12 protein-coding genes are annotated in these 13021 nt (G+C 68.2%); 6 read left to right on the top strand and 6 right to left on the bottom strand.

Features of this window, described 5'->3' with window-relative positions:
* The first annotated feature begins 10 nt into the window (after window positions 1-10).
* The 5 genes from OG474_RS28515 to OG474_RS28535 all read left to right on the top strand — a co-directional run bounded on the left by OG474_RS28515 (window position 11) and on the right by OG474_RS28535 (window position 5570).
* Window positions 11-1495: a sugar ABC transporter ATP-binding protein gene (locus tag OG474_RS28515; protein WP_405056665.1), complete on the top strand. Its 1485-nt coding sequence runs from the start codon at window positions 11-13 to the stop codon at window positions 1493-1495.
* Window positions 1492-2511 (top strand): ABC transporter permease, encoded by a 1020-nt coding sequence (locus OG474_RS28520; RefSeq protein WP_405056666.1) that lies wholly within the window; start codon window positions 1492-1494, stop codon window positions 2509-2511. The genes OG474_RS28515 and OG474_RS28520 overlap by 4 nt, the downstream gene beginning before the upstream one ends.
* Entirely contained in the window at window positions 2504-3499 is a 996-nt protein-coding gene (locus OG474_RS28525; protein WP_405056667.1) for an ABC transporter permease, read from the top strand. The genes OG474_RS28520 and OG474_RS28525 overlap by 8 nt, the downstream gene beginning before the upstream one ends.
* Window positions 3496-4992, top strand: a complete 1497-nt coding sequence (locus OG474_RS28530; RefSeq protein WP_405056668.1) for an FGGY-family carbohydrate kinase — start codon at window positions 3496-3498, stop codon at window positions 4990-4992. Before OG474_RS28525 ends, OG474_RS28530 begins: the two co-directional genes overlap by 4 nt.
* A gap of 185 nt (window positions 4993-5177) precedes the next feature.
* Entirely contained in the window at window positions 5178-5570 is a 393-nt protein-coding gene (locus OG474_RS28535) for a hypothetical protein (protein ID WP_405056669.1), read from the top strand.
* Here the strand turns inward: OG474_RS28535 and OG474_RS28540 are convergent.
* Window positions 5563-6327 (bottom strand): SDR family oxidoreductase, encoded by a 765-nt coding sequence (locus OG474_RS28540; protein ID WP_405056670.1) that lies wholly within the window; start codon window positions 6325-6327, stop codon window positions 5563-5565. The two genes, OG474_RS28535 and OG474_RS28540, sit on opposite strands and share 8 nt — an antisense overlap.
* Window positions 6328-6445: 118 nt before the next feature.
* Here OG474_RS28540 and OG474_RS28545 point away from each other — a divergent pair, with 118 nt between their 5' ends.
* On the top strand, window positions 6446-7243 hold the full coding sequence (locus tag OG474_RS28545; RefSeq protein WP_405056671.1) for a class I SAM-dependent methyltransferase: 798 nt from the start codon (window positions 6446-6448) through the stop codon (window positions 7241-7243).
* Window positions 7244-7256: 13 nt separating this feature from the next.
* On the opposite strand, the gene OG474_RS28550 is transcribed toward OG474_RS28545, so the two are convergent.
* The 5 genes from OG474_RS28550 to ispH form a co-directional block, all read right to left on the bottom strand.
* Window positions 7257-7445, bottom strand: a complete 189-nt coding sequence (locus OG474_RS28550; RefSeq protein ID WP_405056672.1) for an antitoxin — start codon at window positions 7443-7445, stop codon at window positions 7257-7259.
* Between the two features lie 105 nt (window positions 7446-7550).
* A complete protein-coding gene (locus tag OG474_RS28555; RefSeq protein WP_405056673.1) occupies window positions 7551-10070 on the bottom strand; it encodes a LuxR C-terminal-related transcriptional regulator in 2520 nt (839 codons plus the stop codon).
* The gene (locus OG474_RS28560; RefSeq protein WP_405056674.1) at window positions 10067-11314 is read right to left on the bottom strand and encodes a DUF6923 family protein; all 1248 of its coding nucleotides are present in this window, start codon (window positions 11312-11314) and stop codon (window positions 10067-10069) included. Before OG474_RS28560 ends, OG474_RS28555 begins: the two co-directional genes overlap by 4 nt.
* Window positions 11307-12074 carry a hypothetical protein gene (locus OG474_RS28565; RefSeq protein WP_405056675.1) on the bottom strand — a complete coding sequence of 256 codons (768 nt, stop codon included), beginning with the start codon at window positions 12072-12074 and terminating at the stop codon, window positions 11307-11309. Before OG474_RS28565 ends, OG474_RS28560 begins: the two co-directional genes overlap by 8 nt.
* A complete protein-coding gene (gene ispH / locus OG474_RS28570; RefSeq protein WP_405056676.1) occupies window positions 12071-13009 on the bottom strand; it encodes a 4-hydroxy-3-methylbut-2-enyl diphosphate reductase in 939 nt (312 codons plus the stop codon). Before ispH ends, OG474_RS28565 begins: the two co-directional genes overlap by 4 nt.
* Between the last annotated feature and the right edge of the window lie 12 nt (window positions 13010-13021).

A 13021-nucleotide genomic window follows, 5' to 3' on the forward strand; every position in this document is an offset into this window, starting at 1 on the left:
ACGGGCACAGATGCCAGCACCCATCGTCGAAGCGGTCGGCGTCTCCAAGCGCTTCGGAGGCGTGCAGGCCCTGACAGACGTCAGCGTCGCGTTCCGGCCCGGCGAGGTGCACTGCATCGTGGGGGAGAACGGCTGCGGCAAGTCCACGCTGCTGAAGGTGATCAGCGGCGCCTACCGCCCGACGTCCGGTCAGGTGGTCGTGGCCGGTACGACGTACGACCACCTCACGCCGCGGCAAGCCCTCTCGGCCGGGATCGAGGTCATCTACCAGGACTTCAGCCTGATGCCGAATCTCACCGCCGCCGAGAACATCGCCCTGCCCGGGTCGGTGGCCGGTGGCCGGCGCCTCTATTCCCGTACGGCGGCCCGCATTCTGGCGGAGCGGGCCGTCGTACGGCTCGGGGTGGAGATCGAGCTGGACATCCCGGTCGGCGAGCTGACCGTCGCGGAGCGGCAGCTGACCGCGATCGCGCGGGCGCTCGCGCACGAGGCCTCGTTCATCGCGATGGACGAGCCGACGACCGCGCTCACGTGGAAAGAGGTGGACGCGCTGTTCGCGGCGGTCGGCCGGCTGAAGGAGGCCGGGGTCGCGCTCGCGTTCATCTCACACAAGATGCAGGAGATCTTCTCGATCGCCGAGCGCGTCACGGTACTGCGTAATGGCGCGGTTGTGACGAGTGGTCGGCCGGACGAGTTCACCCACGCGTCGTTGGCCGAGACGATGACCGGCCGTGGCAGCCAGAGCTTCGACCGGGTCGCACCCAGGAACAAGGGCCGCGCGCCTGCTCTCAAGGTGAGCGGCCTCGGCCGCGACCCCTTGTTCGCGGATGTGGATCTGGAGATCGGCCAAGGCGAGATCGTCGGCCTGGCCGGCCTGTTGGGTTCCGGGCGGACTGAGATCGCCGAGGCGATCTGTGGCGTCCGGCCCGCGCAGACCGGCACGATCGAGGTGCTCGGCAAGCCGGTGCAGATCGACGCACTCGCCGATGCGGTCAAGGCCGGCATCGGATACGTGCCCGAGGACCGGTTGACCCAGGGCCTCTTTCTCGACCAGCCGATCGGCGACAACATCGTCGCGACCCACCTCCCGGCCCGACGCGGCTTCCTCCGGTCCGAAGCGATCGAACGACGGAAGACCCGCGTCGTCCGCGACCTGCGGATCAAGCTCGGCAAGCTGACCGATCCGGTCCGCTCGCTCTCCGGCGGTAACGCGCAGCGCGTGCTGCTCGGCAAGTGGCTGGTCGGCGAGCCGAAGGTGCTGATCCTGAACGGACCGACCGTCGGTGTCGACGTCGGCAGCAAGTTCGACATCCTCGGCGTGCTCAACGCCCAGTCCCTGCAAGGCCTCGGCGTGCTGATCATCAGCGACGACGTACCCGAACTGATCTCGATGTGTCACCGCGTGCTGGTCGTCCGCAGCGGCCGGATCGTGCACGAACTCAGCGGCGACGAGCTGCGCGAAGACACGGTGGTCGCGGCGGTGACGGCGTCATGAGGCGAGTGATCGCGAACCAGGAGCTGTTGCTGGTCGGCCTGATGGCGCTGCTGGTGCTCGCGGTGAGTCTGAAGTTCCCGGACTTCTTCGGCCTGCAGACGCTGTTCAACGTGCTCACCGCGTCGATGGTCGGGATGCTGTTCGCGGTCGGCGTGATGCTGGTTGTGGTCTCCGGCGGGATCGATGTCTCATTCCTTGCCGTCGGCATCCTTTCCGCCTACGCGACGGTCAAGTGGGGTCCGCAAGGTGGTGGCGCGCTCGGCGCGATCCTGGTCTTCGCGATCAGTACGGCGATCGGCCTCGGCCTCGGTCTGATCAACGCGGCCGTGGTGATCGTGGCCCGGACGTCGGTCCTGATCGCGACCCTGGCGACCAGCTCGATCTACCTCGGGGCGATGTTCGCGCTCGTCGGCGGTGAGGTGATCTCGACCCTGCCGCAGCCGCTGCAGACGCTCGGCAGCACGCACCTGATCACTGTGAAAGGCGAGGTTCGAGGGACCACCAGCCTCAACGTGCTGATCCTGGTCGTGCTCGTGGTGTGCGTGCTGGTGTGGGCGTTCCTGCGCTTCACGATCGCGGGCCGCAGTGTGTTCGCGGTCGGCGGTGACGCGGAGGCGGCCTCGAGGGCAGCGATCTCGGTACCGCGGACGCGGGTGCTGGTGTTCGCGATCGCCGGTGCGGTCGCCGGGCTGGCCGGGATCATCTCGGTCACGTTGAGCGGTCGCGCCGATCCGACCACCTTCATGGGCCGCGAGCTGGACACGCTCGCCGCGGTGGTCCTCGGCGGCGTCGCGATCGCCGGTGGCAAAGGCACGGTCCGCGGTGCGGTGCTCGGCGTACTGCTGATCTCCCTGGTGACCGCCTCGCTGGTACCGCTCGGCATCCCGACCATCTGGCAGCGCGCGGCGGTCGGCGCGCTGCTGATCGGCGGCATCCTGCTGCAGACCGCGATCAGCCGCAGGCAACGGATCCGGCCGATCCTGGACGCACCGGCGCCGGAGGTGACCAATGCCTGAACGCTTCCGCAAGCTGCTGCTCACCATGGGCGGCCGTGCCAGCTTCATCCGCCTCCTGGTCGTCGCGGTCGGGATCGTCGTCGTGTTCGGCATCCTGAACCCGACCGTCTTCCTGAGCGGCCAGAATCTCCAGTACGTCGAATTGGCGTCACCCGAGGTGGCAATCCTCAGCCTGGCAATGGCTCTGACGATGCTGACCGCCGGAATCGACCTGTCCGTGGTGTCGATCGCGAACCTGTCTGGCGTAGTGGCCGCACTGATCATGACCAACGGTCACCAGTCGCCCGGACTGGCGATGCTGGCGGGTATCGGTGTCGCACTGGCCTGTGGTGCGGTCAACGGACTACTGGTCGGCTACAAGCACGTGCCGCCGATCCTCGCCACGCTTGCGACCGGACAGCTGTTCTCTGGACTCGCACTGGTCGCGTCCAGTGGGACAGTGGTCAAGGGACTGCCGGAGTCGTTCACCCGGATCGCCTTGCTCACAGTGGCCGGCGTACCGCTGATCTTCTGGGTCATGCTGATCGTTGCCGTCATCATCGGCGTTGTGGTCGCCAAGACCCCACTGGGCTTCCGGATGCGTCTGGTCGGCGCCAATCCGACGGCTGCTGACTTCAGTGGCATCCGTAGGGCCCGAGTGCTGCTCGCGACGTACGTGATGAGCGGTGCGCTCGGCGGTGTGGCCGGTCTGATCATCTCCGCCCGAGCTGGCGGCGCGAACTCGGACTATGGCTCGTCCTACGTGCTCCTGGCCGTCGTGATCGCCGTACTGGCCGGAGTGGATCCGGAAGGCGGTTACCTGACTGTCGCCGGTGTAGTGATCGCAGCAATCGCGATGCAGTTGCTCGGCGCCGGACTGCTGTCCTTGAGCGTCAGTTCGCATGTGGTGAACATCTGCCAAGGCTTGTTGCTGGTAACCATGGTGTTGCTGAACACCTGGGGAACTGCCTTGTCCGGCCTGCTCCCGCGCCGGAGAGTGACCGCATGAGTCACCTCATCGGCGTCGACATCGGGACGGGGAGCACCAAAGCTGTGCTGACCACCCCCGACGGCGTCGTGGTGGCGATGGCGCGGCGCGATCATGCACCGACGTTCCCGCAGCCGGGCTGGGCCGAGATGGACGCGGAGCGGGACTGGTGGGGCGACGTGGTCGAGGTGCTGCGTGAGCTCACCAGCGCACACCCGGACAAGCGGATCGCCGCGGTCTGCGTCTCCGGACTCGGTCCCTGCGTGGTCCAGACCGACGACAACCTGAAGCCACGCCGCGAAGCCATCCTGTACGGCGTCGACACCCGTGCGACCGTCGAGATCGACGAGATCACCAACCAGCTCGGCGCGGATGCGATCCTGGTCCGCTGCGGCAAGGACCTGTCCAGTCAGGCGATCGGTCCGAAGCTGGCGTGGTTGCGTCGTACGGAGGGTCCGGACTGGCGACCGCAGGACCAGTGGTTCAGCGCCCACACGTACGTCGTCGCGCAGCTGACCGGTGAGTGGGTTCTGGATCACCACACCGCCAGCCAGTGCGACCCCTTCTACGACATCACCCAGCAGACGTGGGCAACCGACTGGGTAGAGGCTGTGCTGCCCGGTCTGGCGTTGCCGCGGCTGGTGTGGCCGGCTGAGCAGGTCGGCATCGTGCATCAGGCCGCCGCCACCGCGACTGGGCTGGCCGAGGGCACACCGGTCGTCGCAGGCACGGTCGACGCGTGGGCAGAGGCCTTCAGTGTCGGTGTCCGGAAGCCTGGCGATCTGATGCTCATGTACGGCTCGACGATGTTCTTCGTGCAGGTGCTGACCGCACCGACGAGTGTGCGCGGTCTGTGGACCACCTCCGGTGTCGAGCAGGCCTCACACACCCTGGCAGCAGGCATGGCGACCTCGGGCATCATCACCACCTGGTTGCAGGACCTGACCGGGGGAGTGCCGTTCGAGACGCTGGTCAGCGAGGCTGCGGCGGTTCCAGCCGGCAGTGAGGGGTTGGTGATGCTGCCGTACTTCAGTGGCGAGCGCACCCCGATCTACGACCCACTGGCGCGCGGTGTGATCGCTGGACTGACACTGCGACACGGCCGCGGTCACCTGCTCCGAGCGACGTACGAAGGCATCGCCTGTGGCGTCCGGCAGATCGTGGCGGAGTTCGAAGCCGCCGCCGGCCAGCCTGCGCGAGTAGTAGCGGTCGGAGGCGGCACGCAGGGCGGACTGTGGACGCAGATCGTCAGCAATGTGAGCGGCCTCGAACAGCAAGTACCAAAGCAAGCGATCGGCGCCGCGTACGGCGATGCGCTGCTGGCCGCGATCGGGATCGGACTGGTCGCACCGGACACCGACTGGGCGGAGCTGGACCACGTGGTCCACCCGGACCCGTCGACCGCGGCCGCCTACGAAACGTTGTTCCGCACCTACGCCGAGCTGTATCCGGCGACGCGACGGCAAGTGCACCGGCTGGCCCGGTCGGTGCAATCACCTGACGGGGGTGAATAGTGGTCCGTGTCCGAAGTTCCTTGACGTATGCGGCGCCCAGGCACGCGCCTCGCGGCACCGGAGAAACCGCCACGATAAAGAGCATCGAGGCGGCTTCTCCGCCACCGCGATGCACGCACCTGAACACCGCCTACTGTCAAGCAACTCCGAACACGGACCACTAGACCATGATGATCACTCGGCCGATGCCACTCGCTCTGGGCTACGTGCACAGGCGATGCTCACTGCGCCACCTCGAGATCGGTACTGAACAACAGATGCTCGCGGAGGCTGCGCGCGCCCAGGGTCATACCCTCGGGACCGTGCACGTCGATGACGCGCTGACCGATCCGGACGGGTTCGCCGTGCTGCTGCAGGCCGCGAGTACCGAACAGCACGTCTCGGCGGTGATCGTGCCGACGCTGGACATCCTCGGCGACCCGGAGGATCCACTCTCGAAGTTCAACCAGCTCCTGCACCGCGGCATCCTGGCGCTGTCCGCGGACCGCCCTGTCGTCCCGCCGGAGCCGCAGTCGGTCCCCGGCATACCAGTGATCCAGGGCTGCAATCCCAAGCGCCGCCGCAGCCGCGTCAAGTGATGTCGCGGACGTGCAGGACGGTGCCGTTCGCCAGGTCGCGATCCAGGAGCGACCAGATCGTCCGCGCGACATCCTCCGGCTTGGCCAGCTGACCGTCCGCCTCGAGTTGTCGGAACCGGTGCGACTCCGGCACCTGCTCGTCCGAGCTGGCGCGCAGCACGGCCTGCATCTCGGTATCGACCGCACCCGGTGACACCGAGATCACTCGGCAGCCGGGGTCGCGACGTACCTGCTCCAGGCCGACTGTCCGCACCCACTGGTCGATAGCCGCCTTTCCAGCGCCGTAACTCGATTCACCCTCGTGCGGCCGGCTCGCGGCGCCGGACGACACCATGATCAGGTGCTGCTCACACGACGCGCGCGCGAGCGCAGCCAGAAACGCCTGCCCCAACACCTGAGGCGCGGCCGCGTTGAGCAGGATGTTCCGGGCGTACTGCGAGGTGTCCACCCGATCCGCGGAACCCAGCGGCGTCAGCGTCGCAGCACTGTGGATGAACACCACCGCGTCACCACTGAAGTCGCTGATCCGCCGCCCGAAGTCGGTGGCGACCACCGGCCACGATGCCGGATCAGCCAGATCCACCGCGACATGCACGGCTCCCGGCGTACCTCCCCTTCGGGAGATGTCGATCAGTTCCACATCCTCGAACGGAATCGTCGCCGCCAACGCGGCACCCAACCCGGCCGAAGCCCCCGAAATCCACACCAGCGCACGGCGCAGCCGACTCATCAGCAAGTTCCCCCCTGCATCAGACACTGCCCGCCAGCGTACGTCGCAAAATCGATCCAACGAACCCTCACGGTGTTAGTTCCGGGTGGGACAAACGATCGAAACGCGATGGCGCCGTGTCCGGAGGCCCGGATAGCCTCTGGCGGTGACCGAGTGGAACTGGCAATGGGACCCGAACTTGTACGCCGGGAGCGCGAATCACTACGCCATCGGCCGGATGGCGTACCCGCCGTCGATCGGTGCGGTTCTGAAGGCCGAGCTGGGCCTGGACGGGACTGGCAGGTTGCTGGATGTCGGCTGTGGTCCGGGGCCGGTGACGCGGCTCCTCGCACCGCTGTTCGCCGAGGCGGTCGGTGTGGACGCCGATGCCGACATGATCGCTGTAGCGTCCGCACAAGCGACCGACAGCAAGATCACCTGGCTGACGCGGCGGGCCGAGGAACTCTCCGAGGAGCTCGGCCGCTTCCGAGTGGTCACGTTCGCCCAGTCTTTCCACTGGATGAATCAGCCTCTGGTGGCCGAGTTGATGCGCAAGCTGCTGGAGCCCGGCGGTGCCTGGGTGCACCTCGGGACGTCGACGCATCGCGGTGAGCTGGGGGAGAACAACCCGCCCTGGGACGCGATCGACGAGCTCGTGGCGCGCTACCTCGGCTCGGAGGAGCGGGACCTGCCGCGGGGCACCAAGGGTGGTGAGGACGACGTCATGCGGGCGGCCGGCTACACCGGGCCCACGGAGATCGTCACCGGCGGCGGAGTCGTCGACATCCGCACGGTCGACGAGGTGATGTCGGCGGTCCTGTCGCTCTCCAGCTCGACGCCGCACCTGTTCGGTGCGCGCCTGCCCGACTTCGAGCGCGACCTGCGGGCATTACTCGAAGCGGCCGCCTCGGACGGTCGCTTCGGCGAACCTCGCCGCCCGGTCACCGTCAAGATCTGGCGGTGACCGGGCGTACGGCTCAGCTGTTCTGGTCGTCGCCGCCGAGGCCGCTCAGGCGGTCCTTGGCGAATTCCTGACCCTTGTCGATCTTGTCCGCGTGCTCGCCGCCGGTCTTCTCGTCGGCGAAGTCACCGGCCTTGTCGATGCCTTCGTCGACCTTGTCGCTGTGCTCGCCGAGGGCGTCCTTGGCCTTGTCGAAAATACCCATCGTCTTTCCCCGTTCTCTCGATGGTTCGTCGGATACTGCGCCCCCGCCATTACCCGTTTCCGCGGATCTAACACCCTCCCCGCCTGGAATGTCCGGACATGTGGCTCACAGCAACGGTCCGAGACTGCCGCGCCGAGCGACGCCGAGCTTGCGGAAAGTGCTCGTGATGTGGTCCTCGATCGTGCTGACGGACAGTTGCAACCGGCCGGCTATCTCGCGGTTGGTGAGGCCCTGGGCGGCCAGCTGGGCCACCTCGAGCTCCCGTGGGGACAGCTTGTTGTTGTAGCCACGCCGACCACGCTTACGCGGCGCCGCGAACCCGGCTGCCCGCAGCGCATCCCGGCAGCGCTCACCGTCCCCACGCGCCCCAAGCGCATCAAACGCACGCGCAGTGGTGGTCAGGTGCTCGGCGTCCCCTTGAGCCAGTAGGTAATGACCAAGCTGCTCCCGCGCCAGGCACTCGTAGTACCGCCAACCGAGAGCCGCATACTGCGCGGCCGCCTGTCCGAACGCAGCCACCGAGGGCCGGACCACGGCATCAACCAGAGCCGCCGCTGCAGCAGCTGCCGGAGCGTTCACGTCTCCGACAGCCTCGGCGAACTCATCGGCCAACTGCGTGGCCTCGTCAACGCGCCCGGCCCGCACCAACGCCGTACAGACTCGGACGACCAGATCGCCGGAGACCGCCCACAACCCCTTACGCCGTACGACGTCCAGGCACTGCTCGAAGGCGGAATCGGGGCATGCGGCAACGGCGGCAGCGTGGAGTGGCAACGGTCCGAGGCCGGTCCGCGCGATCACGGCCTCGAGCAGTTCCTTGCCCGCGGCAATGTCACCGCGGGCCAACCGATGCCGGCCGTCGATGAGGTCGAGCTCTGCCGTCACCAGCGGCAGACCCGCGGCTGCGGCCCGGGCTCGAAGCAACCGTTCCTCGAGCGTCGCCCAATCCGCTGAGACAAAGGCAACCCGCACCTGCGCGGCAGCCACCACCGCACGCGAGTAGCGATCCGTCCCCAGATCGGCAAACGCCTGCCGCTGCCCGAGCCAGGCCCGCGCTCCTGCAGCCTCCGCACCAGGCGCTGGGTCCAGCTCGCCGGTGGCCAGCCGGAAGCGCGCCTCATTCAGTCGTACGGCGCATCGCGTCGTACCGTCGACTGTCTCCTGCACGAGTGAGCGGGCTTGCCGCAGCCAAACCCGCTGCTGGGCGAGCGGCTCACCGCCGTGCGTCGGCACGGCCAAGGCCGACAGGGCCCACGCGGCCGCTCCGGGATCACCGTCCAGCTCCTGCACCGCCGCGAACAGCTCCCGCCGTCCAGACCGGATGTCACCGGCCCGATCGTGCAACAGCAACCCGAGGACCATCCGCAGTCGTCCTCGGGTCACGCCGGCGATGTCCGACTCGGCCAGCACCCCGCCGAGCACGGCGATCGTGTTGCTCCATCGGGTGCTGTCGGTCAACGCCGTCCGGCCGAGTTTGGTCGCGAGCCGGGCCCGATCCGTCCACGGCAATGCCGTCACCTGCAGCATCGCGGTGAGCTGGTCGGCCGCGGCCGCATGATTGCTGCCAGCAACCAAATGGTCCGCGGCCAGCTCGGCATGTGTCAGCCAGGTACCGAGCAGGCCACCCCTCCGGGCATGCTCGGCGATCCGTGCGTGCGGCTGCGGCGTGATCGCCATCAAGGCCCGGGCCGCCTGCCGATGCAGCCGCCGCAACTCGTCCGGAGGCAACATCGACAGGACCGCACGCCGAGCCAGCGTGTGCCGGTGATCGTAGAGTCCGGGCCGCTGCTCATGCAGCAGACCGGTCGTCAACGCGTGATCGATCGCGGCCGTCAAGGTCGGTCCGGTCAACCCGGCGACCGTGCCCAGCAAGTACTCCGGTGCTGCCGTCGTCAGAACCGCGGCAGCCCGAACGACATGTCGACATGACTCCGGTACTTCGCGCATCCGGATCCCCAAGGATGCCCGGAGCGCGACCGGTGGCGGTGTCTCGACCAGGGCCCGGCGGACCTCGTGCTCGACCGACGTACCCGGCTTGATCGTGCGCAGAAACTCCAGCACTGCAAAGGGCAATCCACCACTGTGCCGAGTCAGCTCCTCGGCCAGCGTCAGCGACAACTGATGCCCACCGAGCTGATGAGCAGCCACCGCCTGGACCTCACTCGCGTCGAGCGGACCCAGCCGGACCTCGGTGATGCGTTCCGCGAGGAAGCCCGACTCGGTCGCCTCCGGCCGACACGTGATGACGAGGTGGACGCCGCGCGGGATCCGGGCGGCGATGAAGCGGACCAGCCGCAAGGTCTCCGGATCCGCCCACTGCAAGTCCTCAACGGCCAGCACGATCGGGCCCAACTGGGCCAGCCCGCGCAGGACCGCGCCACGCCGATCCGCGTCGGCCGCGTCGACGCCGAGCACCTCGAGCAGAGCGTCGAGGGACGACGTACCGGCGAGGCATTGAGTGATGAACCACGGCACAGATTGACGTGAGGCCACCTGCCGCAACAGGTGGGTCTTGCCTACTCCGGACTCGCCGACCAGCAGGATCAGCCCGGAGTCCTTGCTCAGAGCATCGTGGAGGATGCCCAGTTCGTGATCGCGTCGGGCTTCGACGCAGGCCGCGCTCATGAGCGCCGCATTCTGCGCTGCGCCGCCATGGCCGCACCGCCGGACATGATCAGAATCACCGTGGCCAGCGACCAGCGCCGCAGGACCTGCACAGTGTGGTCGGGTGGTTGTGGTTCGGCCGCCGCCTGCTGGGCCGCGATGAACTCCTTCGTCGGTTCAGGTGGCTGCGGTGCCGGGGTGGGAGTTGGGGTCGGCGTCGGGGTTGGCGGTGCCGGCGCGACCACCTGCGGCTCAATCGGCGTGGGAGTAGGCGTTGGGGTCGGAGTGGGAGTTGGGGTCGGGGTCGGTCGCGGCGGTGCCGGGACAGTGGGCGTCGGAGTCGGTCGCGGTGCGGGCGGCCTTGGTGTCAAGGTGGGCCGCGGAGTCGGTGTCGGAGGCCGCGGAGTTGGGGTCGGGGTCGGGGTCGGCGGTGGCGGCGCGACGCGCGGCAGACAGCCGGCCGCCTCGCTGAACGCCAACGGTCGCCACGACGCGAGCTGCTGCGAGCTTCCGTCGAAGCCGATCCGGTACACCTTGCTCGGCTGCCCGTACCCGGTGTGGATGGCGTACACCCCCGACGCCCCGACCACCACCGAGCTGTACGAGTCCTGCCAAGGAATTCCCGGTACGGACGCGACCACCCGCACCGCGCCGCTCACCGGATCGAGACTCACCAGCTTCGCGGTCAGCCCGGTGGTCGAGACGCCGTACAGCGTCCCGCTCACCGGTGAAGCCCCGAAGTCGTCCACGGACAGGCCCAATGTCACAGGTTTCAGCCGCACGTCACCCACCACCTTCCGGTACGTCGGACTCCCCGGATCGATGTCGATCGTGAAGAGCCGATGTACATCCCGCACGTAGAACTTGGTCCCCCGGACCGCGCCACCGACCGGATCCGCGAGGCCACCGACCCCACGACGTACCTCTCCCAGATCGGTGACCCGGCCCCGGCTGTCGACCTTCAGCAGATGCGGCCGACGTAGCAACCATCCCTTCCGGTCGCGAGTCGCGACCGCGTACACGAGTCCTTGGCCGGCCGAGTAGCCCGCCGCCTGCACCTGGTAGTCGAGCCGGCCGAGGTCGGTCGACGTACCGGCCGGCAGGTCGACCCGGACCAGCCGGGACAGCGAGCTGAGCCCGGTGGACTGGAAGTCGAAGATCGAGCACTCCGTCGCCGCCTCGGAGGGCGCGGCCCACAGGACGACACCGGCCGCGGTAGCGGCAACCACCGCGGCACAGGCGAGCGCTCGCCGGACCTCACCCACTGTCGCCCAAGCGAGCGAGGGCGGACAGGAACGCCTCCGGGCCGACATCGGCACCACCGCTGAACGGGTTCTGCAGCTGGTAGATCGCGAACAGCAGCAACCCGATGGCGCCGGCCAGCATGGAGACGATGAACGCGTACGAGTGCAGCCCCGGCCCGCCGAACATGAACATCAGCGCGACCGACATCACGCTGCCGATCATGATCGCGAACCAGACCACGGCACTGACTCCGCTGCCACTGGAGTTCAGCCGGTCCTGCCGAGCCTCGTAGACGGCCCAGATCTGGGTCGACGCCTCGGCCCGGCTGTCCTCCTGCCGCTGCGTGGTTGTCTTCGCCTCCTCCACCGTGCGTTGCAGCTGGGACAGCAGCGTCCAGCCCTGCGCACCGACGTCGCGCCCGTCCTGCATCGCCGGCCACTCGCGCTCGGCGACCTCGGTCGCGTACGCCTTCGTCAGCTTGTCGACCTGGGACTTGGCCGGCTCGGCCAGCGCGTTCCCGGACCAGCGCACCGCGACCAGTGCGTTCGCCTCCGTGTACGTCGTCTTCTCGGCGGAATCCATTCCGTCGAACAACGAGATCAGCACGAACGCCGCGATCACCACGTTGACGCCGCCGACGATCGTGAAGACCTGGCCGGCGACCTCGTTGTTGGCCTCGCGTCCCTCGCGCTGCCGGAGCTTGCGCAGGATGACGGCCAGCGCTCCGGTGACGATCATGATGCCGCCGACCCACAGCACACCGCTCACGAACAGACTCATGCTTGCCTCACCGCCGGGGGTAGCGTGAACCGGACGGTCTCCCGGGTCACTTCGTGCTCGATCACCTCGACCGGACCCAAGGACGCGATCCGCTCGATCACCTCGTTGACCAGCTCGGGCGGCGCCGACGCACCCGCCGTCACCCCGACGACCCGGACGCCGTCGAACCACGAGTCCGGTACGTCGTCCGCGCTGTCGACCAGGTACGCCGTCGTGCCGTTCCGCTCGGCGAGCTCGACCAGCCGGACCGAGTTCGACGAGTTGGCCGAGCCGACCACGAGGACCAGATCGGCCTCCTCCGCGATCACCGACAACGCGGACTGCCGGTTGGTGGTCGCGTAGCAGATGTCCGCCGTGTCCGGTCCCCGGGCACCGGGGAACTTGTTGCGGAGGGCATCGATCAGGGCCGTGGTCTCGTCCACGGCCAGGGTGGTCTGGGTCAGGTAGGAGACCCGATCGGGATCCTCGACCTGCAGGGCCTCGACATCCGCAAGGGTTTCGACGAGCACGGTCTGCTGCGGTGCTTCGCCGAGCGTGCCCTCCACCTCCTCGTGACCGGCGTGCCCGATCAGGACGACGGTGTCCCCGCGCGCGGCGTACCGGCGGGCTTCGAGGTGCACTTTGGTGACGAGCGGACAGGTTGCGTCGACCACGTCGAGTCCGCGCTGCGCGGCGTCCTTGTGGACCACCGGCGCAACCCCGTGTGCGGAGAAGACGACGGTGGCGCCCTCCGGCACCTCGTCGAGCTCGTCGACGAAGATCGCGCCCCTCGTCCGAAGGTCGTCGACGACCCGGGTGTTGTGGACGATCTGTTTGCGGACATAGATCGGCCCGGAGCGGGCCACCAATAGTCGTTCGACGATGTCGACCGCCCGCTCCACCCCGGCGCAGAACGACCGGGGTGAGGCGAGCAGGATGGTTCTTCGTGTCGTCATCGGATCCCCCCT

It is taken from the genome of Kribbella sp. NBC_01505 (assembly GCF_045040285.1).
Classification (GTDB): Bacteria; Actinomycetota; Actinomycetes; order Propionibacteriales; family Kribbellaceae; genus Kribbella.

Bases quoted from the DNA above. Each gene is read 5' to 3' on its own strand.
- OG474_RS28515 (WP_405056665.1), top strand. From the start codon at position 11: ATGCCAGCACCCATCGTCGAAGCGGTCGGCGTCTCCAAGCGCTTCGGA.
- OG474_RS28520 (WP_405056666.1), top strand. From the start codon at position 1,492: ATGAGGCGAGTGATCGCGAACCAGGAGCTGTTGCTGGTCGGCCTGATG.
- OG474_RS28525 (WP_405056667.1), top strand. From the start codon at position 2,504: ATGCCTGAACGCTTCCGCAAGCTGCTGCTCACCATGGGCGGCCGTGCC.
- OG474_RS28530 (WP_405056668.1), top strand. From the start codon at position 3,496: ATGAGTCACCTCATCGGCGTCGACATCGGGACGGGGAGCACCAAAGCT.
- OG474_RS28535 (WP_405056669.1), top strand. From the start codon at position 5,178: ATGCCACTCGCTCTGGGCTACGTGCACAGGCGATGCTCACTGCGCCAC.
- OG474_RS28550 (WP_405056672.1), bottom strand. From the start codon at position 7,445: ATGGGTATTTTCGACAAGGCCAAGGACGCCCTCGGCGAGCACAGCGAC.
- OG474_RS28555 (WP_405056673.1), bottom strand. From the start codon at position 10,070: ATGAGCGCGGCCTGCGTCGAAGCCCGACGCGATCACGAACTGGGCATC.
- OG474_RS28565 (WP_405056675.1), bottom strand. From the start codon at position 12,074: ATGAGTCTGTTCGTGAGCGGTGTGCTGTGGGTCGGCGGCATCATGATC.
- ispH (WP_405056676.1), bottom strand. From the start codon at position 13,009: ATGACGACACGAAGAACCATCCTGCTCGCCTCACCCCGGTCGTTCTGC.